Here is a 26810-nt window from a genome sequence, read left to right on the forward strand (position 1 = left end):
ACATGCAAAAATTAATTTCGGTTGTAGTTCCTATGTACTTCGAGGAAGAAGTAGCACAGGAATGTTATAACCGTTTAAAGTCCGTTATGCTTCAAAATGATATTAATTACGAGTTTGTCTTTGTAAACGACGGTAGCACAGACCGTACAATGGAAATCTTATCTGAGATTGCAGCAAATGATTACCGTACAAAAATCGTTAATTTCGCACGTAACTTTGGACACCAAATAGCCGTTACAGCTGGTATTGCTGCTGCAAAAGGTGATGCTATTGTAATTATCGATGCAGACTTACAAGATCCACCTGAAGTTATTCCTGAACTTATTGCAAAATGGGAAGAAGGATATGAAGTTGTTTATGCGAAACGTAAACAACGTAAAGGTGAAACTTGGTTTAAACTTTTAACAGCTAAATATTTCTATAAATTCTTAAACTATATGTCTGATATCGATATCCCAAAAGATACTGGTGATTTCAGAATCATCGATCGCAAAGTAGCTGATGTTTTCAATCAAATGACTGAACGAAATCGCTTCATCCGCGGTATGATGTCTTGGGTTGGCTTCCGTCAAACGTATGTTGAATATGAACGTGATGAGCGCTTTGCTGGTGAAACAAAATATCCATTAAAGAAAATGATTAAATTTGCATCTGATGGCATTATTGCGTTTTCAACAAAACCGTTACGTATCGTTATGACTTTAGGGTTATTATCAGTTCTTATTTCAATAATTGTCTTACTATATACAATTACTGTGAAAATTATTGGCACTGGTACGCAAACAGGTTGGGCATCTATTATGGTTGCTATTACATTCTTTAGCGGTATTCAGTTACTTGGTCTTGGAATCGTTGGCCAATATATTGCTCGTATTTATGATGAGAGTAAAAACCGTCCGATTTATATTGTGAAAGAAACAATCAATATCGAGCAAGAAGAGACTACACAAACAAAAGAAAAAGTGAATGCATAATAAAAAAGGTAACAATGAAAACTATCATTGTTACCTTTTTATATTGTAATACCCCATAAGCCTCAAACGAAATTCTTTTAAATTTGGATATACCTCTAAATTAGATAACATCCCTTGAATGACCGGAATTCTTGGATTTTGCAATCTCATTTCTGCCTCCAAAACATCTAATGTCACAAGTAATTCCTCATCTTCTAATTGATCAGCTAATGTACGTTTAAAAACGATGATTTCTTTTAAAAAGTGTTCCTTAACTTGCTCCTTAATAAGCTCTGATTTGCAAAGAAATTCTCCAAGCTTTTCTTCATGTAACACAGGTTCTTCCGAAGATCCTACCAATCCATCTACTAAATCATCTACTCTTTTCAAAATAAAAGCAGAAACATAGGATAAGTCAATTTCTGACGCTTGTAAAATAATTAACTCTAAATATCCACGGCATATGCCTTCTACCATAATGACTAAATCTAATAAATAAGGCATAACCTTTTCACCATAAATAGACAATAAACTATTCCGATAAAATGCGTGAGACTCTAACTTCATCCTCATCATAAACTCTTCTACTTCTTTATTAAAAGGTATAGCATTTTCCCTCGCATGCATAATAATAAATTCTTTATGCTTTTGTATATCGTTAAACTGGCAATGCAATTGTTTTGCAAATTTTTCACGTGGTAATAATGATTCTTTTTCAATATCCATCATTTTTTTTTGAATCTTGTCATAGTAATATCGAAGTGTTGCTAATAAAAGCTCATCTTTCGATTTAAAGTATAAATAGAAAGCTCCCTTAGATATGCCACAAGCTGTCACAATTTCCTGTACTGATGTCGCATTTACACCCTTAGTCGCAAATAACTTCATAGCCATCTCTATAATTAAACGCTCTTTTTCTTTCATATCATGTCTCTCCTAAATTTAATCTCGCATCTTATTATGAATTTATTATACCATCCCTTTTCATTGACGGCTGACCAATCAGTCAGTTATATTATGTATTAGACTGACCAGTTGGTCAATACAATACAAAGGGAGCGCAAACATGAACAAAATCATTAATTTCTCGTTAAAAAATAAGTTCGCAGTTTGGCTACTAACCATTATTGTTACCATTGCAGGTATTTATTCTGGGCTGAATATGAAGCTGGAAACAATTCCTGATATTACAACACCGGTTGTAACAGTAACTACGGTTTATCCTGGTGCTACACCAGAAGAAGTAGCTGACAAAGTTTCAAAACCGATGGAAGAGCAACTACAAAATTTAAGTGGTGTAAATGTTGTTAGCTCATCATCTTTTCAAAACGCATCTTCTATTCAGGTAGAATATGATTTTGATAAAAACATGGAAAAAGCTGAAACAGAAATTAAAGAAGCTCTCGCAAACGTGAAGATGCCAGAAGGCGTAAAGGACCCTAAGGTTTCACGTGTAAACTTCAATGCCTTTCCAGTGATTTCGTTAAGCGTAGCAAGTAAAAATGAATCTTTAGCTACCTTAACTGAGAATGTAGAAAAGAATGTTGTTCCAGGATTAAAAGGACTTGATGGAGTCGCATCTGTTCAAATTTCAGGTCAACAAGTAGATGAAGTACAACTTGTCTTCAAAAAAGATAAGATGAAAGAATTAGGTTTAAGTGAAGATACTGTAAAAAATGTGATTAAAGGATCGGATGTATCTTTACCACTTGGCTTATATACATTTAAAGACACGGAAAAATCAGTTATTGTAGATGGAAATATTACAACAATTAAAGCATTAAAAGAGCTAAAAATCCCAGCTGTACCTTCAGCCCCTAGCGCTCAAGGTAGTCAAAATGCTGGAGCTGGTGCACAAACGCCGCAAATGAATCCAGCCGCTATGAATGGAATTCCAACCGTTACATTAGACGAAATTGCTGACATTAAAGAAGTTGGGAAAGCAGAATCTATATCTCGAACGAATGGAAAAGAAGCAATTGGAATTCAAATTGTGAAGGCCGCTGATGCAAATACGGTTGATGTTGTAAATGCAGTGAAAGATAAAGTAAAAGACCTTGAGAAAAAATATAAAGACTTAGAAATCATCTCAACATTCGACCAAGGTGCACCTATTGAGAAATCAGTAGAAACAATGCTGAGCAAAGCCATTTTCGGGGCTATCTTTGCGATTGTTATTATTATGTTGTTCCTACGAAATATCCGAACAACATTAATCTCTGTCGTTTCTATACCACTTTCTTTATTAATTGCTGTATTAGTCATAAAGCAAATGGATATTACGCTTAACATTATGACACTTGGAGCGATGACAGTCGCTATCGGGCGTGTTGTTGATGACTCCATTGTTGTTATTGAAAATATTTACCGACGTATGTCGTTATCAGAAGAGAAACTGCGCGGAAAAGATTTAATTCGTGAAGCTACGAAGGAAATGTTTGTTCCAATTATGTCTTCTACTATCGTAACCATTGCTGTATTCTTACCGCTTGGGCTAGTAAAAGGTATGATTGGTGAAATGTTCTTACCATTTGCCTTAACTATTGTCTTCGCTTTATTAGCATCGTTACTAGTAGCAGTTACAATCGTACCAATGCTAGCTCACTCTTTATTTAAGAAAGAGAGCATGAGGGAAAAAGAAGTACATCATGAAGAAAAACCAAGTAAATTAGCAAACGGGTATAAACGCATACTTGCATGGGCTTTAAATCACAAAATTATTACATCAAGTATCGCTGTCCTTCTATTAGTTGGTAGTCTTGCACTAGTGCCAATTATCGGTGTAAGTTTCTTACCATCTGAAGAAGAAAAGATGATCATTACAACATACAACCCTGAACCAGGGCAAACGTTAGAAGACGTTGGAAAAATTGCAACGAAAGCTGAGAAGCACTTCCAAGATAATAAAGACGTCAAAACAATTCAATTCTCATTAGGTGGCGAAAACCCAATGAGTCCTGGTCAATCCAACCAGGCAATGTTCTTCGTGCAATATGATAACGACACGAAAAACTTCGAAAAAGAGAAAGAACAAGTCGTTAAAGATTTACAGAAGATGTCTGGAAAAGGCGAATGGAAAAACCAAGATTTTGGAGCAAGTGGCGGTAGTAATGAAATTAAACTATACGTTTACGGAGATAGCTCGGAAGACATTAAGCCTGTCGTAAAAGATATTCAAACTATCATGAAAAAAAATAAAGACTTAAAAGATATAGACTCTAGTATTGCAAAAACGTACGCAGAGTATACTTTAGTCGCAGATCAAGAAAAACTAAGTAAAATGGGTCTAACGGCTGCACAAATTGGAATGGGACTCTCTAATCAACATGATCGCCCTGTTCTGACAACAATTAAAAAAGACGGTAAAGATGTCAATGTATATGTAGAAGCTGAAAAACAAAATTATGAAACAATCGATGACTTAACAAATCGAAAAATTACAACACCACTTGGTACTGAAGTGGCTGTGAAAGATGTTATGACTGTAAAAGAAGGTGAAACTTCTAATACAGTGAAACACCGCGATGGCCGCGTTTATGCGGAAGTAAGCGCAAAACTAATATCTGATGACGTTTCAAAAGCATCTGCCGCTGTTCAAAAAGAAGTAGATAAAATGGATCTTCCTTCGGGCGTAGATGTTTCTATGGGCGGCGTTACAAAAGATATTGAAGAATCATTCAAGCAACTTGGCTTAGCGATGTTAGCTGCGATTGCCATTGTATACTTCGTTCTTGTCGTTACATTTGGTGGTGCTCTTGCACCATTCGCAATTTTATTCTCGCTACCATTTACAATTATCGGAGCTCTTGTTGCCTTATTAATCTCTGGCGAAACGTTAAGTGTCTCTGCGATGATTGGTGCGCTTATGTTAATCGGTATTGTTGTAACAAACGCAATCGTGCTTATCGACCGCGTTATTCATAAAGAAAATGAAGGTCTATCAACACGTGAAGCTTTATTAGAGGCTGGTGCTACACGCCTTCGCCCAATTTTAATGACTGCAATTGCAACAATCGGGGCTCTTATCCCGCTTGCATTAGGATTTGAAGGTAGCGGCTTAATTTCTAAAGGCCTTGGTGTAACAGTAATTGGTGGATTAACAAGTTCAACGTTATTAACACTTCTTATTGTTCCAATCGTTTATGAAGTATTAAGCAAGTTCAAAAAGAAAAAAGAAAAATAACAAAAAAATAACCTCGCTAACTGCGAGGTTATTTTTTATTTCCAAACAAGATTAGGAAATCACCATAACCTTCTTTTTCTAATTCCTCTTTTGGAATAAATCGAAGAGCTGCGGAATTAATACAGTAACGAAGACCATTTGGTCCTGGACCGTCTGGAAATACGTGCCCCAGATGTGAATCTCCTTCCTTACTTCTCACTTCTGTACGCGTCATATTATGACTCACATCCATTTTTTCTTTCACACTTGCTGACATAACTGGCTTCATAAAACTAGGCCATCCACACCCGCTATCAAATTTATCTATAGAAGTAAACAAAGGCTCACCTGAAACGATGTCTACATAAAGACCTTCTTCTTTATGATTCCAATACTCATTTCGAAATGGTGGTTCTGTACCATTTTCCTGTGTTACATAAAACTGCATCTCATTGAGTTCTTCTTTTAAATGAGTATTATCTTTTGGCCAATGTTGTTTAATAAACGCATCTCGCCCTGAACCCTTACGGTATAACTCGTAACGAAATGTGTTTTTCTTATGATATCCTTGGTGATATTCCTCAGCCGGATAAAACGTAGTAGCTGATAATATTTGGGTCGCAATCGGCTTTGAAAAGCGTCCACTCTTTGCAAGCGCTTCTTTTGAAGTCTCTGCTTTTTTATGTTGTTCTTCATTATGATAAAAAATCACCGTTTCGTAAGACTGTCCGCGGTCGTGGAATTGCCCACCTATATCAGTCGGATCAATTTGTCTCCAATATATATTTAATAACTCTTCATACGGCATTTTATTTGCATCAAATGTAATTTGCACTGCCTCATAATGCCCCGTCGTTTCCGAGCATACTTCTTTATACGTTGGATTCTCTCTATGACCACCTGTATAGCCAGAAACAACCTTTATAATTCCTTCCATCTCTTCAAATGGCGAAACCATACACCAGAAGCACCCTCCAGCAAATGTAGCTAACTCTACCTTTTCATTTACAGCCATTATTTCACCCCTATTCTATCTTCTGCTTACAGTATGGCATAAAAAACATCATGTTATAAAAGAAAAAGCATCGAACATCGATGCTTTTTCTTTACTTCACCTTGTTTTTTTCCAAGTCCTGCTCCATTTCATCACTTGTCACATCTAAGACATCTAATAAGAAAATGAAGATTGGAATACCGATAATTAGTCCCCATACACCTAAGAAGTGTTCTGAGAAGATTAATACCATAAATGTATAGAAAATCGGTAAATTTGTTTTTTGCGACATAAACTTCGGATTTAGCACGTAACTTTCAAGTGCATGAATTACTGTTACGATAATTAAAATATAAACAACGTACATAATACCGCCGATATTGTAAGCAATCATACAAAGCGGGAATAACGAAATGATAACCCCAGCTACTGGAATTAAACCGAGCAAGAAGATCATTAACGCTAAACCTAATAATTGCGGAAATCCTAATATCCATAGTGCAATAACGGATAAAACACAGTTAACAACTGCAATTAAAAATTGTGCTTCGATTACTTTTCCGAATGAACGTGCAAATTTCTTACCGAAGTACTCAATTTCAGTATAGAAAATTGCAAGTCGGCTTTCTTTAAACTTTGCAGTAAAAGCAACGATACGAGCTTTCTCCAATAAGAAAAATAAACTTAAAATTAAAGAAAGTAACACTTGAAGGCCAAATTTCCCAACATTCGTAATCGATTTATACAAAATGTCAACGCCTTGTCCTACATATTTCGAAAGTTCCATATGATTAACAGCATTAACTGCATACTTAATTAATTCACTATCCGGTGGGTTTCTTAAAAATACGTTAAATTGATAAATCAATTGTGAAATTTGTATCGTTAATACTGGTAAATATTTAAATAGCGTAATAGCAATTCCACCAATTAACATTACATATAGAAATGCTATAATAATTTTTCGGTTAATGGGCATGAAATGATCTAATTTGCGGGAAATAAACTTTTGGAATCGATCCATTAAATACGTGAGAATAAACGTAATTAAAATTAAATTCAACATACTTTGCAGCCCGTATAACACGAGAGCAAGTATTACTAATACGAGAAACCTCTGAAATCCTTTGCTTTGAAACAGGTTTTTTATTTGCATAATCGACGAGTACTCTCTCCTGTCCTATAAAGTAAAACGTTAATAAGTAGATTTTTTCTCTCTTCTCTACCTTTAATTATTTATTCATATAAAGATTTTTACAAGCTTATTATAGATCTCCCTTAGCAGATCCTATAGTAGCTTACTTCTTATTTTACAATACAATGACCTAATTCAAAACGTATTCTACACAGTATTAATGAAGATTTAAGGAAACTTACATTTTATTAAAATAGGTCTTACCACTACTGTAACATAAAAAGCAAGCTATCAGTAGAAATCTGTCCTACAAATAGCTTGCTTTTCTCATTTTTTAAGTAAGTTTTACTAGCCAATGAATGGCATAAACATCGGTATGACAACTACAGTTACAACCCCTACTACTGTTACAGCAATACTTGCCATAGCTGCCTCTACTTCACCCATTTCAATTCCTACTGCCACTCCTAATGCGTGACCTGCTGTTCCAAGTGCTAAACCTTTTGCAATTGGATGCTTTACTCTAAATGTTTTTAAGAATAATGCTCCTAATGCGTATACAATAACCGCGTTAAAAATAACTGCAAACGATGTAATTGCTGGTATACCACCAATACTTTCAGAGATCGGTAACGCAATTGCTGTTGTTGCTGCTTGTGGTAACATTGAATTCATTACCGCTGTATCTAGACCAATTGCTTTTGCAACAATGAACACGACAATTACTGAGCAAATAGATCCAACCACAATAGCCGATAAAATTTGCCACCAATATTTTTTTAACTTGTCCACTTGTTTATATAATGGAATTGCAAACGCGATTGTTGCTGGTTCTAAGAAGAAACTAATCATTTTTCCGCCAGTATTATATTCTTCAAAAGTAAAGTTACCTACTTTTAGAAAGACAATCCCTAATACCATCGCTACGAATAATGGTGTGAATAAGAAGAATCCTTTTGAATGCTTAAATAATAATGTTCCGATTCCGTATGCAATTAATGAAACTACGATTCCGAAATATGGAGTCATTGTGCTTGCCATGTTCATTCCCTCCTAACAATATATACTAAATTGGTTACGCAACTTTTCCGTGCTTGCGTCCTTTATTTACTACTTTCAATTCTTTCGTATCTTCTATTTCTTTGTCATCTTTTCCTAAAATGAATTGTGCAAATAACCCTGTTACAGCGAGTAAAATAATTGTTGCAACAACAATTACAGTTAAAATTTGTACAAAATATTGTCCCATTACACCGAGAGAATTAATAACCGAAATACCTGATGGAACGAAAAGGAATCCGATAATACCTGTTAAAGCTGTTCCGAGTGATTCAACTTGTTCCAATTTAATAACTTTTAAACATAATAAGCTAAATAGAATAACTAATCCGATCACTGATGAAGGCATCGGAATTGGTAAATGTGTTGCAATAATATTAGAAACTAACATAATAGCTGAAAATATGAATGCTTGTGATAAGAAACTATATACTTTTTTCGTACTCATTTTGGCCACCTCTTTCGATTTGGTACCTTAATTGTATAAGATACAAACAAAACTGTAAGCGTTTACATAATAGAACGTCAAATATACAAAATTAGTTACAGAAATAGGCAGATGAAATACAAAAAGCTACTTCTTAAATACGAAGTAGCTTTTTGAGTTCTTTTGCATATGTACGGCTAACAGGTACTTTTGATCCTTCTTTCATAATTAAATTATATGTAGAATTGAACCATGGTTGTATTTCTGTAATATGATTAATATTTGCAATAAAACTACGATGGACACGCATAAAACTTGCTTGCGGCAACTTTTTTTCCAAAATGACAAGTGTATCGTGTGTTACATATGTTTCTCTCGTCGTTTTTACTGTCACCTTTCCGTCTACAAGTCCTACATATATAATATCTTCAATATTCACAAGTACAATCGATTCTTCAATTGGTAATGCTAATTTATGCATCTCGGTCGTTACGTCTATACTCTTTACTTCTTGTTTTGTTTCTAATTTTATTTGTTTTTGCTTTTTATATTTCTTTAATGTCTGTACGATACGTTCTTCATCAAATGGCTTTAAAATGTAGTCTAACGCATCTACTTCAAATGCTTGCAATGCATATTGATCATAGGCAGTAGCAAAGACAATTGCAGGGGGATTTTTCATCTTCTTTAATATATTTGCGATTTCAAATCCGTTATCATCAGATAATTGAATGTCTAGGAACACAATATCTGGCTTGTTTCTCATTAATTCCTCTAATGCATCCTCTACACAATCCGCCTCACCAATTATCTCTACTTCTTTCGTTTGCTCTAATAAATATTTCAATTCATCACGCGCTAACATTTCATCATCAACTACTAATACTTTTAACACTCCGTTTTTCCTCCCCTACTTTTTTCGGAATTACAAAGAGGATCTTTGTCCCTTGCTCTAATTCGCTTTCAATTTGAAGCATTGTCTCTTTCCCAAATAACCCGATAAGTCGTTCATTAATATTATATAAAGCCGTTCCAGTCCCTTTCTGTGATGGAACTACCATTTTTCCTAATTGTCCGAGACGTTCACTCTCAATCCCTTGTCCATTATCTTGGACTTCAAAATGCACCATCCCCTCCTTTTCAAACACATGTACCTCAACTTCGCACACTGGCTGCTTTTTCGGAAAAGCATGGCGCAATGCATTTTCAACTAATAGCTGCAGTACAAATGGTGGAACTAAAGTCGTCTTTAACTCTTCCTCAATGTACATCTTCACTTCATACTTATTTGGGAACCGTGCTTGTTCCAATGATAAATATGCATGTACATGGTTTAATTCTTGTTCTAGCGGAATCAATAACTGACGTGCCCCTTGCAAATTACAACGAAAATACACGCTAAGCTGTAATAATAACTTCCTTGCTTTTTCTACATCTGTTCGGCATAAAGCTGATACTGTATTAATCGCATTAAATAAAAAGTGCGGGTTAATTTGTGCTTGTAATGCCTTTATCTCTGCATCTTGTAATAATTTGCTTTGCAACTCAGCTTCACCTAATTCAAGCTGCGTGGAAAATATTTTTGCTAACCCTTCTGCTAGTTCCTCTTCAACACGACTTAACTGGTTAGGGTTCTTGAAATACAGTTTTAATGTCCCTATCGTATTTTCATGTGACGTTAATGGAATAACAATAGCTGCTTGCAGAGGACAGCCTTCATGTTGGCAATTAATAACCTCACGTGATTTCGCTTTCATTATTTTCCCTGTATGTAAAACCTCTTTCGATAAACCTGTTATTAAACTGTGTGAAGGAATATGATGATCTGATGCTAATCCAACGTGAGCTAATATTTTCTCTGTATCTGTTAAGGATACCGCATCTGTTCCCGTAAAACGGTGAATAATTTGTGCCACATGTTTACAAGACTCTTCTGTTAATCCTTGGCGAAAATATGGTAATGTCTTATCAGCAATTCGTAATACCTTATGTGTTTGCAAAGCTTTCGCATTTTCTTCCTGGCGTAAAATAGCTTGTATCATAGAAAGTAAAATAAAACTTCCGAAACTATTTACAAGGATCATTGGTATCGCAATTGTTTTCACGATACTAATTCCATCCTCTACGATTAATAGGATCATAATCATTTCTAAAGAAACGATAAACACGCTTAAAACTGCCGAAAACTTAGGCGTAATTGCACGATTATATTTTTTAAAAATGTATCCAATATACCCCGTTATAACACCTGCTAAAATTGACGAGATTGCACAACTTAGCGCTGTCGTCCCACCAAGCATATAACGGTGAATACCAGCAATCGATCCTACTCCAATTCCGACGATAGGACCACCAAGCAATCCACTAATCCCAACACCCATAATACGTGTATTCGCAATTGTACTCGATGATGAAACACCTTGTAGCCAATTTTCATTCATAATTGTATTCCCTGCAATTTCAATTCCCGTGTAATTACTTACAATTGTAAACACTGAAAAAATACAAATAAGCTTAAGCTTATCTACATATCCATCTTGTCTATGAAGAAGGCGCCTGAACGTTTTAATATGAGAAAGTAAAAATCCTAAAATAACAATAAGTCCGACACGTTCAATCATCATAAGTACTAAATTTAGCATCTGTGATTCATTCCTTTTTATATGAGTTAGTTTTATTATGGGAAAATAATGAAGTGGGCGTCAAGGAGAATGAAGTATCTTTTGAAATATTTTACACATAACAATACACTCTTTATTTGACAATCTAATAGAAGAGTGCTAAAAATAAGGTAATATAATACAGTCCTTTAACCCAACCCCGTGAGGTTGAGAAGGAAGTCGGAATATACTATACGTATGGTCTTTTTTAAGGATACGTATGCTTTTTTGGCCTTCTCATCATATCAGGTGAGAAGGCCTTTTGTTATTCTTCCATAGCGACTGTAGAAGAAAATAAGGAGGAGTAATGATGAACGTCACTACTGATGTACAATCAACAACAGAGGAGACGAAAGAGAAAAGATATAAAACATTATTTGGCTCTGCGCTAGGATATGCAGCAGAAGGTTTAGATATGTTGCTCTTATCTTTCGTACTCGTCTACATTTTAAAAGAATTTCATTTAAGCCCTGTTGAAGGTGGAAACTTAACATTAGCTACCACAATAGGAATGCTAATCGGGTCTTATTTATTTGGATTTATTGCTGATTTATTTGGGCGTATCCGTACGATGGCCTTTACAATCTTACTATTCTCACTAGCAACAGCACTTATTTATTTCGCAACAGATTATTGGCAATTATTAATTCTTCGCTTTTTAGTTGGAATGGGAGTTGGTGGTGAATTCGGGATTGGGATGGCCATCGTAACTGAAACCTGGTCTAAAGAAATGCGTGCTAAGGCGACATCCGTTGTTGCACTTGGATGGCAATTTGGCGTACTAGTCGCTTCACTCCTTCCAGCATTTATCGTCCCGCATTTCGGATGGAGAGCTGTTTTCTTATTTGGACTCATTCCCGCTTTACTAGCTGTCTATGTTCGCAAAAGTTTAAGTGAACCGAAAATATGGGAACAAAAACAACGATACAAAAAAGAATTGTTACAAAAAGAAGCTGAAGGGAATTTAACAACTACTGAGGCAGAACAACTAAAGCAAATGAAAAAGTTCCCACTTCGAAAGTTATTTGCCAATAAAAAAGTAACGATAACAACAATTGGTCTTATTATTATGTCATTCATCCAGAACTTCGGATATTATGGAATTTTCACATGGATGCCAACTATTTTAGCAAATAAATATAACTACACTTTAGCAAAAGCGAGCGGTTGGATGTTCATCTCTACGATCGGCATGCTAATTGGAATTGCGACTTTTGGTATTCTAGCCGATAAAATTGGTCGCCGTAAAACTTTTACAATCTATTATGTCGGTGGTACTATATACTGTCTCATTTACTTCTTCTTATTCACAGACTCAACATCATTGTTATGGGGAAGTGCATTGCTTGGATTCTTTGCCAATGGCATGATGGGAGGATTCGGAGCAGTTTTAGCTGAAAACTATCCTGCTGAAGCTCGCTCGACAGCAGAGAACTTTATTTTCGGAACAGGACGCGGTTTAGCTGGATTTGGGCCTGTTATTATCGGCTTACTTGCTGCAGGTGGAAATTTAATGGGAGCACTATCTCTCATCTTCATTATTTATCCAATCGGTTTAGTTACAATGCTACTATGTGTCCCAGAGACGAAAGATAAAGTATTAGAATAGATTGAAACTGTACAAAATATGATCCCCTTCGAGAAAAGTAGTTAAATAAATAGTAAAGAGGAAGCATCTCAAATGAAATGCTTCCTCTTTTTATATAACTACAATTATTTATTTTGATTTACTAGCTTTTTGGAACAAGAAGGAAGTTTTCTCTTCTTCTTTTACAATACCTTGTTTTAAGGCTAATTCGCCTGCAACTTTAGGCGCGAGCCATAGCATTGGGAATAACAGAATGGATACTGGGACAGCTGTTACTACGATGAATGATTGTAATGCGTTAATACTTCCCTCACCCATGTATAAAAGAATTGCTGCAACTGCTCCCATAATAAGCGACCAAAAAACTCGCAAGCTAATTCTAGGATCTCCATCTCCAGTCACTGCCATTGAAATCGAATAAGCCATTGAATCTCCTGTTGTTACTACAAATAAAATTGTTAATAAAAGAAATGCAGGTCCAATAATATTAGATAGTGGCAGTTGCTCTGTAATTGCAATCATAGCCGCTGGCATACCAGATTCACTTAATGCGGTCGAGATAGAACCAGGATTCATTAACTCATAAAATACACCCGATCCTCCCAAAATCGTAAACCAAAACGTTGTAATAATAGGTGCAATAATTCCAATTGCAACGATAATTTCTCGGATCGTTCTTCCTCTTGAAATACGGCTCACTAAAATTGCCATCATCGGTCCGTATCCAATAAACCATCCCCAGAAAAAGATTGTCCATGACCCTAACCAACCTGTATCACCACGATATGTGCTCATTGGAATAAATTCATTTATATAAAATCCAAACGAAGAAACAAATGAATCAATAATAAATCCACCTGGTCCAAACAGTAATACGAATACCATTAATAAAACTGCTAACCTAACATTTAAATTACTTATAATTTGGATCCCTTTATCAATTCCCGTTACCGCAGATATAGTAGAAACAGCTACTACACAAACAATAATGGCTAATTGAGTAGTAAACACATCAGGAATGTTAAACAATGCTTGTAACCCATAACTTGCTTGTAGTCCTAAAAATCCGATTGGACCAATTGTACCTGCAGCTACCGCAATAATGGCAAATACATCGATCATTGTTCCAAGCCAACTCTTTCGCAATTTCTCTCCAAAAATAGGATATAAAAGTGTTCGAGGTTTTAACGGCATACCTTTATGATAATGTCCGTACATCATAACTACCGCACTAATTGTACCTAAAATCGTCCAAGCGAGGAAACCCCAGTGCATATAGCTTTGTGCTAAAGCAGGCATTACCGCTTCTTTCGTTCCAGCAGTTATACCTTCATGTATTGGTGGAACCGTCATCAAATGGTACATCGGCTCTGCAGCTGCCCAAAAAACGCCACCTCCGGCAAGTAATGTAGACATAATAATAGCGAGCCATTTTGTCGTACTAATCTCAGGTTTTTCTAGCCCCCCAAGTTTAACTCTCCCATATTTTGAAAACGCCATGCACATTGCCACAATAAATGTACCAATTAATAAAACCTGCCAAAAGGCACCAAAATATTTAATTGAAGCTGCAAAACTGCTATTAATGACTCCCTCTACGTAACTTTTATTTAAAATAACTGCAATTACAAATAATAAAAGTGAGCCACCACTAATAAGAAATACAGGCCAATCCGTTTTTCGACTCTTCATTCTCATTTACACTTCCTCCTTCCTCAGCAATCTAAAAAAACAACTTTATTATGTTTTATCGTTTACACCCAAAACATAATGATTATATAAGCATAATAATTCATCGATTTTCTACACACTTATGTTGTCCCTAAAAATATGCTAAATCCCTTATTTAAAAGAAAATTTCTATTCCTATCACATAAAAAAGCAAAACAAAAGACCTTATATTTCTATAAGGTCTTCGAAACAGAAATTTGATTATAACATAAGGAACTCCTTGGTTCAAAAAGCTCCTTCCAAAAATAACCGAGAGTAAAGGCTTCCATTTGCTACGTAACAGTAATTAAAAAAAATTATATTTTGCATAAAAAACTATACTAAATATCATTTATGAAAGAAATTCGGCTTCAAAATTTCATTTGGATACGGTTTATGATAAATATGAGTGGTAGCTGGTGACAACGGTGGAATGAGCCACACCCAATTGCCTGTTACAACCCGTCCACATGCTGCTTCTTGCTTCTCGAATTGTTGAAATTGTTGTGCAGCTGTATGGTGATCCACAATACTAACTCCTTGTTTTTTGAAGGAATGTAAAACAGCTACGTTTAATTCAATTAATGCCTTATCTTTCCATAACGTACCGTTTCTCGATGTATCTAACTCCATCATCTCCGCAACAGCTGGAAGTAAATTATAACGATCATGATCCGCTAAGTTACGAGCCCCAATCTCGGTTCCCATATACCATCCATTGAACGGAGCTGCCGTATAGGAAATACCTCCAATTTCTAAGCGCATATCTGAAATCATTGGAACCCCATACCATTTTACCCCAAGCGACGAAATCGGGTATTCTGGATGTTCAATTGGTACTTCTTTCACTTCTTCTTTTGGAATATCTTTATATACAGGTGCATTTCCATCTATAGAAAACACAAGTGGTAATACATCGAAATTCGTACCTTCTCCTTGCCAGCCAAGTTCCTGACAAAAATCCGTAAATGCAGCGGCATGAGAGTCACCAATTACTCCCATTTCTGTTTTATATCCTGCATATCGAATCAATTGGTGATTATAAATTCGTATATTATTTTCTTCACCTTGATATTGCTTAAAAATCGTAATTGTCGGTTTAACTTTTCCGTCGTTCGTTGCATATTTAATATGATGAATTAATGCATTATATACACCTTCCTCATCATTTACTTCACGTGCATCTAATATGTGCATCTTACTCCAGAATAGTCTTCCGATACATCGATTACTATTGCGCCATGCCATTCGAGATCCATGAACAAGCTCTTCAAATGTATGCTCATACGTACCAGTTTTCTCTATCTCAACTTGAATTTCTTTCATGCGCTCTTCTATGAATTGTTCTTTATTCAGCTCTTTATAGCAAATCGTAATAAAATGACTCGCTTCCTCTATTAATTGTTTCGTTTTACTCATAAACGATCTCCTTCTATTTCAACAAAACGTTACTACTTTACAGTATAAGCAAAAAGAATAAGAGTCACAAATGAAAGTCGAAGTGTTACTTTTATTGTAATATTTTTCAGAAAATTAAAGAGATTACTATTGACTTGTATGAAAAACAGGTGTATTTTTGACTCAGGTAAAGTATTTTTACCTAGACCAACTTTTAGAAGAAAGGAGGGAATGTTATGTCTTCATTTCAATTGCCAAAGCTTTCATATGACTATGATGAACTAGAGCCATATATCGATAGCAACACGCTTTCTATTCATCATGGGAAGCACCATGCGACATACGTAAATAATTTGAATGCCGCTTTAGAAAACTATACGGAATTACATAATAAATCTTTAGAAGAATTACTATGTAATTTAGACACTTTACCAAAAGAAATTGTTACAGCTATCAGAAATAACGGTGGTGGACATTATTGTCATAGTCTTTTTTGGGAAGTAATGAGCCCGCGAGGTGGCGGCGATCCCAATGGAGACGTTGCAAAAGTAATTGATTATTATTTCAATACCTTTGACAACTTAAAAAATCAGCTGTCCAAAGCAGCTATTAGTCGTTTTGGAAGTGGATATGGATGGCTTGTCCTTGATGGTGAAGAACTTACTGTTATGAGTACACCTAATCAAGATACACCTTTGCAAGAAGGTAAAATTCCATTACTCGTCATCGACGTATGGGAACATGCCTATTATTTAAAGTATCAAAATCGGCGTCCAGAATTTGTTACCAACTGGTGGCATACAGTGAACTGGGACCGGGTAAATGAAAAGTATTTGCAAGCAATTCAATCACAAAAACATTAGTCGTGCGTATAAGGTAAGTTTGGTAATGTAAAATTAGTATTGTCGAAATCCTCCAGAATCCCCCGGATTGCCACCGGGGGATTTATGATTATTTCATTGCATGTATGTAATAACGTAATACTTGTTCTATTTCTATTTTCAACTCTCGGAACCGGTATCCTAATTCACTAGCTTTTCCATTATGTAATGTACAATTAATAACTTCATTATACGGCGCTACATTATCTCCTACTTCTTGAACGAGTGCTTTTATTCCCGTATTTTCTTCTATGAAATGAATAATTTCTCTAGTAGAAACTATCCCGTTGCTACAAGCATTAATTGGTCCTTCTATGCTTTCTGTCCCGCACCAGGCTAAAAACCCCCCCGCTGCTTCTTCATGTATAAATGACAACTCTCCATCTACATGAGTCACCGCGACAGGTTCTTGCCTCACAATATGTTCAACGTAAAATTGTAACCTTTTCGTATAATCGTTTTCTCCAATAACAACTGGAAAACGCACTGCAACGACTGGGAATGTTGCTTGTTGAAATAAAACCGATTCGGCTAATCGCTTGCCTTCACTATAATTGAAGCCATTTCTATCTCCATACGTAATAGCATACTCGTACGGATTAAAGTTCTCTTCTAACAAGCCTATCGCTGGCTCGTAAACAGCCATTGAAGATGTCATAATATACTTCTTTGTTTTTCCTTGTAACACTTCACATATTATCTTCGCTGCATTCGAGCTATAGCATAAATTATCGTATACGATATCATAACTTTTATCTTCTAGACGCTCTGCTAGTTGTTTTTCGTCTTCTCTATCTACAATAAATCTTTTTACCGTACTTCCAAAACAATCTTCCGTAATTCCTCTCGTCGCGATCGTTACATCGTGTCCATCTTGCAAAAGAGCTTCTACTAAATGTTTACCAAAAAATCTTGTTCCCCCTAGTACCAATACTTTTTTCAACTTCATCATCCCCATTTTGATAAATTGTAAAATACTACCTCTATATTATAAATGCTAATATATAAAAAGCATGGAATTAGTTTAACGATTCCATGCTTTTCTACAGAAAATATATTAACGTACTCGATATTTATAAATACAATAACAGAAGTATAAAATGGAAATTACGGATACATAAACCCATAGTTCATATACGAATCCCTCTCCCCATACTCCCATAAAATAAAAGAGTGAAGGCAATGTCAATGTTACCCATGATTGTACAAAAGCAATTCTGCCAAGGTATTGATTAATATTCTTTTTTTGCGCATTTAACACAAAGAATAAATACCAAAGTAATGCCCACATAAACCATGTTAACGCATTAACAATATCATGGAATTGAACAAATGAAACGACCATATAGAATAAAGCAATAATTGCTACCCACATACAGAACCAGCCTAGCCCACTACTATCCATTCCTTTAATAAACGTAACGCCTACATATAAATAAGTTAAACCAAATAAAAAAGTAGCTGCATATGAATATACCGTCCAATTACTTTGATCAGAAATCATAATTAAATAAAACGGTATAATAATTTGTAATGCCCCTACAAATAAATTAAAAACACCTGCGCTTTTCATCTCTACTTTTCCCAATATAACAAGACTATTTAAAAATAAAGCTGCACCTGAAAGTAATAATCCTACGTAACCCATATATCCTCATGTGAAAACCTTACATTTTCACACTGTCCCTCCCCATCTTGTAAAAATTATACTATTCCTTATTCTCTTTCTTACTTACAACTACATACAAAGTTTTTTCGAAAATAAGTCAGACTTCCTACCTTAAAAAACGATAAAAAAATCCCTTCGATACATGTCATACAGTAATCATGTCCATCGAAATGTATCACATAATAAAAACGCTTTCAATAATGTGTAACGCAATCAGAAAGCTAATAGGATTATTTGATTATAAACGCACTTTACCAATGATACAAGTACTGGAATATTATTCAATATTTCATTTTTTATTTCTATAAAAAATTACTAGAATAATGCATTTTCCCTATCTCATTCTATCAATGATCTGCATAGAATATTGTACAATCATATTAAATTAGAAAGGTCTGATATTTATGCCTCTTCATTATCCACATCAATCTGTTATTCATTCAACAGGTGTATTAACAAGAGAGCCTGCAACAGTTTCAGCAGTAATAAACATTGTAAATTTAGATGCATATTACGCACACTACGTAAATATAGAAGTGTGGGATTGGTCTAACTATTCTAATCCTGTAAAATTACCTGTACTAATTGGTGAAGATACAGTAGTAGAATTCCCCTACCTTTTACAAGGCAACAACCTAGCAGTATTTTATGCTAATTTAGATGAAGCTATTAATTTGTATGAAATTCGTATTTCTTATCCTACTCACTCCAATATTATTGCAAATTGTTTCGGACGAAGCGTACCGCCTTATACAAGCCAAGAAGGTAATACAGTATATCATAAACAACTTGTTCGCATTCATTAAAGGTCTCTTTTTCCTATCAACAATTTATAAATACATTCAATGGAGACGATTCTATTGAAATACTATGGTCAGTAATATTTCATTCATTTCTCTTTCCTAAAATGAGCATATTACTGACCTCAGGTAACATCATAAAAAACAGAATTCATTATATACATACAATAAAAATAAAGTATCCTATAAAAGAATACTTTACTAACTACCCTAAATCATTTGATAGCCATTTTTATTATTTACTTGCCATCTCCAAGAATCTACACACATCTCTTCTAACCCATATTCCGCTTCCCATCCTAATTCTCGTTTCGCTTTAGATACATCAGCGAAACAGATTGCTACATCACCAGGACGACGCCCTATCACTTTATAAGGTATTTTTTTACCCGAAACCTTTTCAAAAGCCTTTACCATCTCCAATACACTATACCCTTTACCTGTGCCAAGATTATATGCCTCTATTCCTTTCGTCTCAAGTACTTTTTTAAGTGCCTTTACATGTCCTTTTGCAAGGTCAACAACGTGAATATAATCACGGACACCTGTCCCGTCTTTTGTTGGATAATCGTTTCCGAATATATTTAGCTCCTTTAACTTGCCTACCGCCACCTGCGTTACATATGGCATTAAATTATTCGGAATCCCATTTGGATCTTCTCCAATACGGCCACTTTTATGTGCTCCAAATGGATTGAAATAACGAAGTAACGCAATACTCCATTCATCATCAGCTTTTGCTACATCACGCATAATTTGCTCAATCATTAATTTTGTTTGCCCATACGGATTTGTCACACTTAGCGGAAATTCCTCTGTAATTGGTGATGTTTTTGGAACTCCATATACAGTTGCAGATGAACTAAAAATAAATTTTTTAACATGATGTTTCTGCATCACATCACATAGTATAATCGCACTTATTATATTATTATAATAATATGTAATAGGAATTGCAGTCGATTCCCCTACTGCTTTAAATCCAGCAAAGTGTATAACCGCTTCAATGTTATTTTCCAAAAAAATCTCATTCATTTTTTCACGATTTAAAACACTTTCTTTATAAAATTCAAATTGTTTTCCTGTTATTTCTTTTACTCGGTTTAAAGACTCGATTGAACTATTTGAAAGATTATCTACGACTATAATTTTATAATTATTATTTAATAATTCTATACACGTATGACTACCAATATATCCTGCTCCACCCGTTATAAGTATCGCCATATATAGAGTCCCCCACTTATTATTAATTATAAAATTTTATAACCTCAATACACATCTATCCTACCACAAAAAGACTGATAATTTTAAAAATTTTTAAATTATTTTTTATATAAAAAAGAGCCACATAACCTTTACGTTATGTAACTCTTCAACATACATATGTGTCTATGTATTTATTTATTAATCAAGAAAAATAAAAATCACTCGGAAATTTCATATGGTTAAATTACATAGCAATATACACTTAAAAAGTGGGCAAGGCTTCCCAATAACACGAACACGTGAAAAATTTCATGATGCCCCATATGTTTAAACTCTAACCATTTTGGCTTTGTTCCATAAATAAATCCACCAATTGTATAAAGAATACCTCCAAACACTAGAAGCACGATACCTCCTGCACTTAGGTTAGCAGCCAACGGTGCAAAGAACAGAACAATTAACCAGCCCATTGTAATATAAATTGCTGTTGATAACCATCTCGGGCAACTAAACCAAAACATTTTAAAAACAATACCACAAATGGCAGTTGCATAAACTAAACAAAATAATAATAAACCGTTTGCGGAATGTAATGTAATTAAACAAAATGGTGCATATGTACCTGCAATCAATATAAAAATCATAGAGTGATCAAGCTTCCGAAAGAAATAAATAACACGTTCACTGGCTACAACGCTATGATATACAGCTGATGCTGTATACAGAACCATCATTCCGATGCCAAACAAAATAACAGCTGTAATTGCCGCAAAAGATGGCGTCTTAATAGAAACTTTTACAAGCATAGCTAATAATGCAATAAATGATAATACGGCTCCTCCCAAGTGGGTAAAAGCATTAACCGGTTCTCTTATATAAGCATTCATATATACACCCCTCATATAATTACATGTAGTTTTGATAACTACATGTAATTATATACGCATTATTATTAGAGGTCAACATTTACAATTCATTTGTTTCGTAATACCATATTTAGAGATACACTAAACATTATGCTCCACTAAGTTATAAAAGTGAGGGGTTCTACGTGGAAAATATAAATAAATTGCTTGAAACATTACATTTAGAAAAAAATATTACGCTTGAGGATATTCCAAATGTCGACTTGTATGTAGACCAGGTTGTCCAATTATTTGAAAATACTTATGCAGATACAAAAAGAACCGATGATGAAAAAGTATTAACAAAAACAATGATTAACAATTACGCAAAAGGTAAACTATTTATTCCAATCAAAAATAAAAAATACTCAAAAGAGCATATGATTTTAATTAGCTTAATTTATCAATTAAAAGGGGCCCTTTCCATTAATGACATAAAAAGCTCCTTAGCAAATATAAATGAATCCTTATTAAGCGATGATTCATTCGAATTAAATACGCTATATAAAGATTATCTTTCCCTTACCGAAAACAACGTCGAAAGCTTCACACAAGACGTAAATAACCGTATTTCAGAAGTAAGTGAGATTTCTTCCTTAGAAGATCCGAACTTAGAGAAATTTTTATTACTAACATCATTTGTGTCGATGAGTAATATGTATAGACGCTTAGCTGAGAAATTGATCGATGATTTAGAAGAAGCCTAATAACTATAAAACGCTACCTACTTTTAGGTAGCGTTTTATAGTTATTAGAATGAACTTCAACTATCCGAATGATTGTAGTATTTTAGAAATTATATTTTCTAAGTATCCTCTCCTGTTTATTTTTTCTATTGGGATTTTACTATTTCAATAGAAAAAAGCACATTCTGCATATTAGCAAAATGTACCTCCCCTTAAAATTATAATTTTTACTGTTTCTTTATTAGCAATTCAAAGCGATCATAATACTCTTTTACTAATAATTTACACATAGCGTAGAAAATGAAAACATTAATAATAACAATGAACATTCCCATATTCGTATTAGATCCCGCATACAGAACCATTACTATATTTAAAAAGATTGTTAACGTTAATCCTAGTGCTATTCCTGTCCACTTCATTTCATATATTAGTAAAAAGATGACAAATACTAATGCTGGGAAAGCATATCTCTCATGCATTTGCGTAGGTAACATAAAGAACGCAAAACTTATAAAAGTCGCTGCTTTTAATAGAACTGCCGTATTCATCTGACGATGGAAAAAGACATATAAACAAGTTAATGCCGCCGCAATAGACAAGAGTATTAATCCAACTGTTTTCAATGTAATATGCGGTAAAATTTGAATAGTATCCACTGTATTAGGATCCGTACCAATCGCGTAATACCAAATATTCATAGCAAATACAGTTACTGTTGGGAATGTACCCACCGCATTTAAATATGCTTGTTTTAACATCGTGATAAATGTTCCATGCGCTGCGAAATACAGGCCGAATATTAATAAAGGAATACAGAACCCCATTACAAATTTGGTTAATTGCTTGCCCTCTTTTTTTTCCCAAATGATTTTTAAGAAATACATAGCAAACACAGGCGCAATTACGATTGATTGGAATTTAGCTAGTAGCGCTATAGCGTAAATAGCACCAGACCAAGTTGGCTTAGACATTAGTAATAAAATAGAACTAACCATCAATATACTATGTAGCATATCTACTTGACCCCAAATAGTCCCATCCACTATAACCGCTGGGCTAAATGCAAAAAATGTTACTAATGCTGCTCTCATAATCGAATTGTCTATCCTTTTAGAAACTATAGCAAAAATAATTATAGCTACTACTTCAAATATAATGGATGGGACTCGAATTAAAACACCAGCAGCATCTACGTATATATTAAAAAATGACAATATTACTCCATAAATACCTAAAAGAGCTAAGAAAAACGGTGGGTAGTTTACTAAATCCCCATGTGCATACACATCACCTAATCCATATTTACCTACCGTATTCATCCAATCCACGAAAAATAGTTGATCTCGTTCATATCCTTCTAAATGAAATGCTAAATATATACGTAATAACAAAGATGCAACAACTACTACAATCAAATAAAAATGAAGCCATTTTAAACTCCACCTATCTTGAGTAAAATTCATTTAATAAAACACCGTCCTTACTTTTTATAGCTTACAACAATTAAAATTGATTTACTTATATAGAAATATACCCCTAAATGAATTAACAATTTCCCCATTCAATGGTAGAAAAAATTAAATAAAAATACTAACATACAAAAAAACAATCGTCAATCACGTATTAGTTAAAGTCCATTCAAATTGTCCGCTCTATAAGTAATCCTCAAAAAAATATCCACCTTTAGAGTGGATATTTTCATTTATTTAATTGCTTCATGAACTTTTAATTGTTTACCTTTTATCGTTGTATTTCTCATAACCTTTAAAACAAGTGGCCCTTTTCCGTTTAATATTTCAACATACGAAACATTATCTTGTATTGTAATAATACCTATATCATCAGCAGAAACACCTTGAATTTTAGCAATTGTACCAACAAAATCTACCGCCCTAATTTTCTTTTTCTTTCCGCCATTAAAGTACAATTTCATAATGCCTTTGTTTAGGTCTGCATTTTTATCTTTCTTTATAATTGGTTTAGCATATATCTTTTCTTCAAATACTGCTTTCCCTTTTATAACTTCTTCTTTTGAAGGTGCCAGTTCCTTTGGAATTTCAAATCCGATATATTCCTCAATCTCTTCTAAAAATCTATTTTCATAAGGCGTTATAAATGTAATAGCTTTTCCATTATTACCAGCTCTTCCTGTTCTTCCAGTACGGTGCACATAGCTTTCTTTTTCTAATGGAATGTCGTAATTAATAACATGTGTAATATTATCAATATCAATTCCTCTCGCAGCTACATCAGTTGCTACTAAATAACGGAACTTTCCTTTTCTAAAATCATCCATAACTTCAAAACGATCTTCCTGTACCATACCACCGTGTATTTTGTCACAAGGATAATTAACTCGTTTTAGCTGTCTATATACATGGTCTACGTTTTCTTGTGTACGACAAAAAATAATACAACTGTCTGGATTTTCAATCATAGTTACATCCTTAAGAAGTGAAAGCTTCTCTTCTTCCCTAACTTCAAAAAGGGTATGTTCGATTTTATCTGTTGTAATCCCAGCTGCTTTAATTTCAATATGAGTTGGTGCATTCATATATGTACGAGATAACTTTTCAACGTCTTTCGGTAGGGTTGCTGAAAATAGCATTGTCATTCTTTTTGTAGGTAATTCATCAATAATTGCCTCTACTTGATCAATAAAGCCCATATTTAGCATTTCATCTGCTTCATCAATCACTAAATATTTCAATCGCTCTAAAGAAAGGGTCCCTTTTTCAATATGATCCAACACACGTCCTGGGGTCCCCACTACAATATGCGTCTTTTGCTTTAACTCTAATTTTTGACGTGCAAATGGAGATTTACCATAAATTGCAGCAGCTTTAATTCTTTTGAATCGTCCTATATTCGTAATATCTTCTTTCACTTGAACAGCAAGTTCCCTCGTTGGTGTTAAAACTAATGCTTGTGGTTTATTCTCTTCCCACTCTACCATTTCACAAAGTGGTATTCCGAACGAAGCCGTTTTTCCACTTCCCGTTTGCGACTTTACAACAAGATCCTTCTTTTGCAATGCAACTGGAATAACCTCTCCTTGCACTTCTGTTGGATGCTCATATCCTAAACCAGTAAGTGCTCGTCTTACTTCTTTACTTAATGCATAATTACTAAAGCTTTTTTTACTCATATATTAACCTCATTTGATTTTTATATTTAACCTATTATGTTCTTCATACCTCACTTTAGACTATAGTAAGATACTATATTAATCCACTGTTTTCAATTCGGTTCAATCTAAATTTATCTAAGTATAACTTTAAAATAGGAAAGGGCAGCCTTAATAATAAGTCTGCCCCTTCTATACTATATTCATTTTTTACGGAACTAATTTTTTCACAACTGGTATTCTTTGCAATACTAACGTGATTATCAGACTAAGAACAATTGTAATCGTTACATTAATAGGTATTGCCAATATTGCATGTACACGCTCATTTACCTTAGGGAAAACCATGTACAACAAGTTATTTAACAAGAAGAAGTGAAGAATATAGATTCCAAGGCTTGCTTGATTTATAAAACGGAATAACAATGGTAATTCTCGTTCTGACTTTTGGAAAGCATATTTGAAAAATACAAATAATCCAATTGCCATCAGTACAACACCTGGTGCAAAATATCCGTACCAAAACTGCTCTAACTGTCCATTTGCTTTTACTGTATAGTAATATGTAATAAAGAATGTACTAATAAATCCTACAAGTCCTCCAACGTACGAAATATTTCTCCATTTTTTTGAAATATCGTAATTAGATAAATAATAACCAAGTAAGAAATACCCTACATAATTTGTAACGTAAAATAATTCAATGTTAAAGTTGATAGGATAATAATATTTCACTAAATTGACTACAACAGACGCATATAGCCATAAAATTAAAAAGTACTCTATCTCTCTTTTTTTAGCGTTCTTCACAAATATTTTCAGTAAAGGTGTAATTAAATATATCCCTACAATCATGTATAAGAACCATAAATGTCCACCAATAGTATCCGTTAAAAAGTGCTTTATCCCTTGCTTTAAAGATGCCGGGAAATATCCTGCATATGCTCCATATGTATAAAATATAGCGCTCCAAGCTACAAAAGGTATAATCACTTTACTTGCACGCTTCTGTAAAAATTCCCCGACTGAAATATCTTTCGTTCCTTTTAACAATAAAGCTCCACTAATCATCACAAAAATCGGGACACTCGCACGTGAAATCGATTCAAATAAGTTACCAGCCATCCAGCGTGATACGTTATTTGCATCTAACATAGAAACATAACCAGCAGAAACGTGAATTGTAACCACTGCGATTGTTGCTAATACACGCAACCAATCCATATATACTAAGCGCTTCATTAACAGCCCTCCTAAATTTACCTATTTAACTTTTCTTTTCCAAACATAATTTTACATCAAATAATGCTATGTTTAAACACATTTTAGTTATATGAACTTACAACATAGGCGGCTAAATTTTAATTTTAAAATATAAACATGAAAACCTTTGACTTATGGGTGAAAATAATGTAAATTATCTTTTGGACGAACATTTTTAAAC

The 26810-nt window shown here is 34.3% G+C and carries 22 protein-coding genes; 6 read left to right on the forward strand and 16 right to left on the reverse strand.

The annotated features are described in order from the left end of the window. Positions 1-2 precede the first annotated feature (2 nt). Positions 3-974, forward strand: coding sequence for a glycosyltransferase family 2 protein (locus KVT31_RS15250; RefSeq protein ID WP_001170707.1), 972 nt, complete (start codon positions 3-5; stop codon positions 972-974). A gap of 30 nt (positions 975-1004) precedes the next feature. Here KVT31_RS15250 and KVT31_RS15255 read toward each other — a convergent pair whose 3' ends face one another. Beyond that, positions 1005-1877 carry a TetR/AcrR family transcriptional regulator gene (locus KVT31_RS15255; RefSeq protein ID WP_088098577.1) on the reverse strand — a complete coding sequence of 291 codons (873 nt, stop codon included), beginning with the start codon at positions 1875-1877 and terminating at the stop codon, positions 1005-1007. A gap of 142 nt (positions 1878-2019) precedes the next feature. Between KVT31_RS15255 and KVT31_RS15260 the strand changes: the two genes are divergently transcribed. Beyond that, entirely contained in the window at positions 2020-5136 is a 3117-nt protein-coding gene (locus tag KVT31_RS15260; protein WP_088098578.1) for an efflux RND transporter permease subunit, read from the forward strand. A 28-nt stretch (positions 5137-5164) separates the two neighbouring features. Here the strand turns inward: KVT31_RS15260 and msrB are convergent, their stop codons facing one another. From msrB to lytS, 6 genes are all read right to left on the reverse strand, one after another. Continuing rightward, positions 5165-6130, reverse strand: coding sequence for a peptide-methionine (R)-S-oxide reductase MsrB (gene msrB, locus KVT31_RS15265; protein ID WP_088098579.1), 966 nt, complete (start codon positions 6128-6130; stop codon positions 5165-5167). Between the two features lie 91 nt (positions 6131-6221). Then, positions 6222-7265: an AI-2E family transporter gene (locus KVT31_RS15270; protein ID WP_088098580.1), complete on the reverse strand. Its 1044-nt coding sequence runs from the start codon at positions 7263-7265 to the stop codon at positions 6222-6224. 327 nt (positions 7266-7592) lie between these two features. Beyond that, complete coding sequence (lrgB, locus tag KVT31_RS15275) at positions 7593-8285, reverse strand: antiholin-like protein LrgB (RefSeq protein ID WP_000168869.1); 693 nt, start codon at positions 8283-8285, stop codon at positions 7593-7595. A 34-nt stretch (positions 8286-8319) separates the two neighbouring features. Beyond that, on the reverse strand, positions 8320-8751 hold the full coding sequence (gene lrgA, locus KVT31_RS15280) for an antiholin-like murein hydrolase modulator LrgA (RefSeq protein ID WP_000104908.1): 432 nt from the start codon (positions 8749-8751) through the stop codon (positions 8320-8322). 133 nt (positions 8752-8884) lie between these two features. Continuing rightward, positions 8885-9625 (reverse strand): LytR/AlgR family response regulator transcription factor, encoded by a 741-nt coding sequence (locus tag KVT31_RS15285; protein WP_088098581.1) that lies wholly within the window; start codon positions 9623-9625, stop codon positions 8885-8887. Further along, entirely contained in the window at positions 9603-11372 is a 1770-nt protein-coding gene (gene lytS / locus KVT31_RS15290) for a two-component system sensor histidine kinase LytS (RefSeq protein WP_098342273.1), read from the reverse strand. The genes KVT31_RS15285 and lytS overlap by 23 nt, the downstream gene beginning before the upstream one ends. Before the next feature lie 328 nt (positions 11373-11700). On the opposite strand from lytS, the gene KVT31_RS15295 reads away from it, so the two are divergent. Further along, positions 11701-12999, forward strand: a complete 1299-nt coding sequence (locus KVT31_RS15295; protein ID WP_088098586.1) for an MFS transporter — start codon at positions 11701-11703, stop codon at positions 12997-12999. 108 nt (positions 13000-13107) lie between these two features. On the opposite strand, the gene KVT31_RS15300 is transcribed toward KVT31_RS15295, so the two are convergent. Both KVT31_RS15300 and KVT31_RS15305 read right to left on the reverse strand, forming a co-directional pair. Further along, positions 13108-14676: a BCCT family transporter gene (locus KVT31_RS15300; protein ID WP_088098587.1), complete on the reverse strand. Its 1569-nt coding sequence runs from the start codon at positions 14674-14676 to the stop codon at positions 13108-13110. A 360-nt stretch (positions 14677-15036) separates the two neighbouring features. Beyond that, positions 15037-16107, reverse strand: coding sequence for a nitric oxide synthase oxygenase (locus tag KVT31_RS15305; protein WP_088098588.1), 1071 nt, complete (start codon positions 16105-16107; stop codon positions 15037-15039). Between the two features lie 215 nt (positions 16108-16322). Here KVT31_RS15305 and sodA point away from each other — a divergent pair, with 215 nt between their 5' ends. Beyond that, a complete protein-coding gene (sodA, locus tag KVT31_RS15310) occupies positions 16323-16949 on the forward strand; it encodes a superoxide dismutase [Mn] (RefSeq protein ID WP_088098589.1) in 627 nt (208 codons plus the stop codon). A gap of 88 nt (positions 16950-17037) precedes the next feature. Here the strand turns inward: sodA and KVT31_RS15315 are convergent, their stop codons facing one another. Together KVT31_RS15315 and KVT31_RS15320 are read right to left on the reverse strand one after the other, a co-directional pair. Then, positions 17038-17919 carry an NAD-dependent epimerase/dehydratase family protein gene (locus KVT31_RS15315; RefSeq protein ID WP_088098615.1) on the reverse strand — a complete coding sequence of 294 codons (882 nt, stop codon included), beginning with the start codon at positions 17917-17919 and terminating at the stop codon, positions 17038-17040. A gap of 105 nt (positions 17920-18024) precedes the next feature. Beyond that, positions 18025-18615, reverse strand: coding sequence for an AmiS/UreI family transporter (locus KVT31_RS15320; protein WP_088098590.1), 591 nt, complete (start codon positions 18613-18615; stop codon positions 18025-18027). 425 nt (positions 18616-19040) lie between these two features. Between KVT31_RS15320 and KVT31_RS15325 the strand changes: the two genes are divergently transcribed. Next, positions 19041-19442 (forward strand): hypothetical protein, encoded by a 402-nt coding sequence (locus tag KVT31_RS15325; RefSeq protein WP_088098591.1) that lies wholly within the window; start codon positions 19041-19043, stop codon positions 19440-19442. Positions 19443-19646: 204 nt separating this feature from the next. On the opposite strand, the gene galE is transcribed toward KVT31_RS15325, so the two are convergent. Beyond that, entirely contained in the window at positions 19647-20663 is a 1017-nt protein-coding gene (galE, locus tag KVT31_RS15330; protein ID WP_088098592.1) for a UDP-glucose 4-epimerase GalE, read from the reverse strand. A 221-nt stretch (positions 20664-20884) separates the two neighbouring features. After that, entirely contained in the window at positions 20885-21532 is a 648-nt protein-coding gene (gene trhA, locus KVT31_RS15335) for a PAQR family membrane homeostasis protein TrhA (RefSeq protein WP_088098593.1), read from the reverse strand. A gap of 164 nt (positions 21533-21696) precedes the next feature. Between trhA and KVT31_RS15340 the strand changes: the two genes are divergently transcribed. Beyond that, a complete protein-coding gene (locus KVT31_RS15340; protein WP_088098594.1) occupies positions 21697-22257 on the forward strand; it encodes a DUF1836 domain-containing protein in 561 nt (186 codons plus the stop codon). Positions 22258-22463: 206 nt separating this feature from the next. On the opposite strand, the gene KVT31_RS15345 is transcribed toward KVT31_RS15340, so the two are convergent. The 3 genes from KVT31_RS15345 to KVT31_RS15355 form a co-directional block, all read right to left on the reverse strand. Then, on the reverse strand, positions 22464-23702 hold the full coding sequence (locus KVT31_RS15345) for a hypothetical protein (protein ID WP_088098595.1): 1239 nt from the start codon (positions 23700-23702) through the stop codon (positions 22464-22466). A 239-nt stretch (positions 23703-23941) separates the two neighbouring features. Further along, the gene (dbpA, locus tag KVT31_RS15350; protein ID WP_088098596.1) at positions 23942-25387 is read right to left on the reverse strand and encodes an ATP-dependent RNA helicase DbpA; all 1446 of its coding nucleotides are present in this window, start codon (positions 25385-25387) and stop codon (positions 23942-23944) included. A 189-nt stretch (positions 25388-25576) separates the two neighbouring features. Then, entirely contained in the window at positions 25577-26608 is a 1032-nt protein-coding gene (locus KVT31_RS15355) for an acyltransferase (RefSeq protein ID WP_088098597.1), read from the reverse strand. Positions 26609-26810: the final 202 nt, after the last annotated feature.

The organism is Bacillus sp. GbtcB14, assembly GCF_019091205.1.
Classification (GTDB): Bacteria; Bacillota; Bacilli; order Bacillales; family Bacillaceae_G; genus Bacillus_A; species Bacillus_A cereus_AG.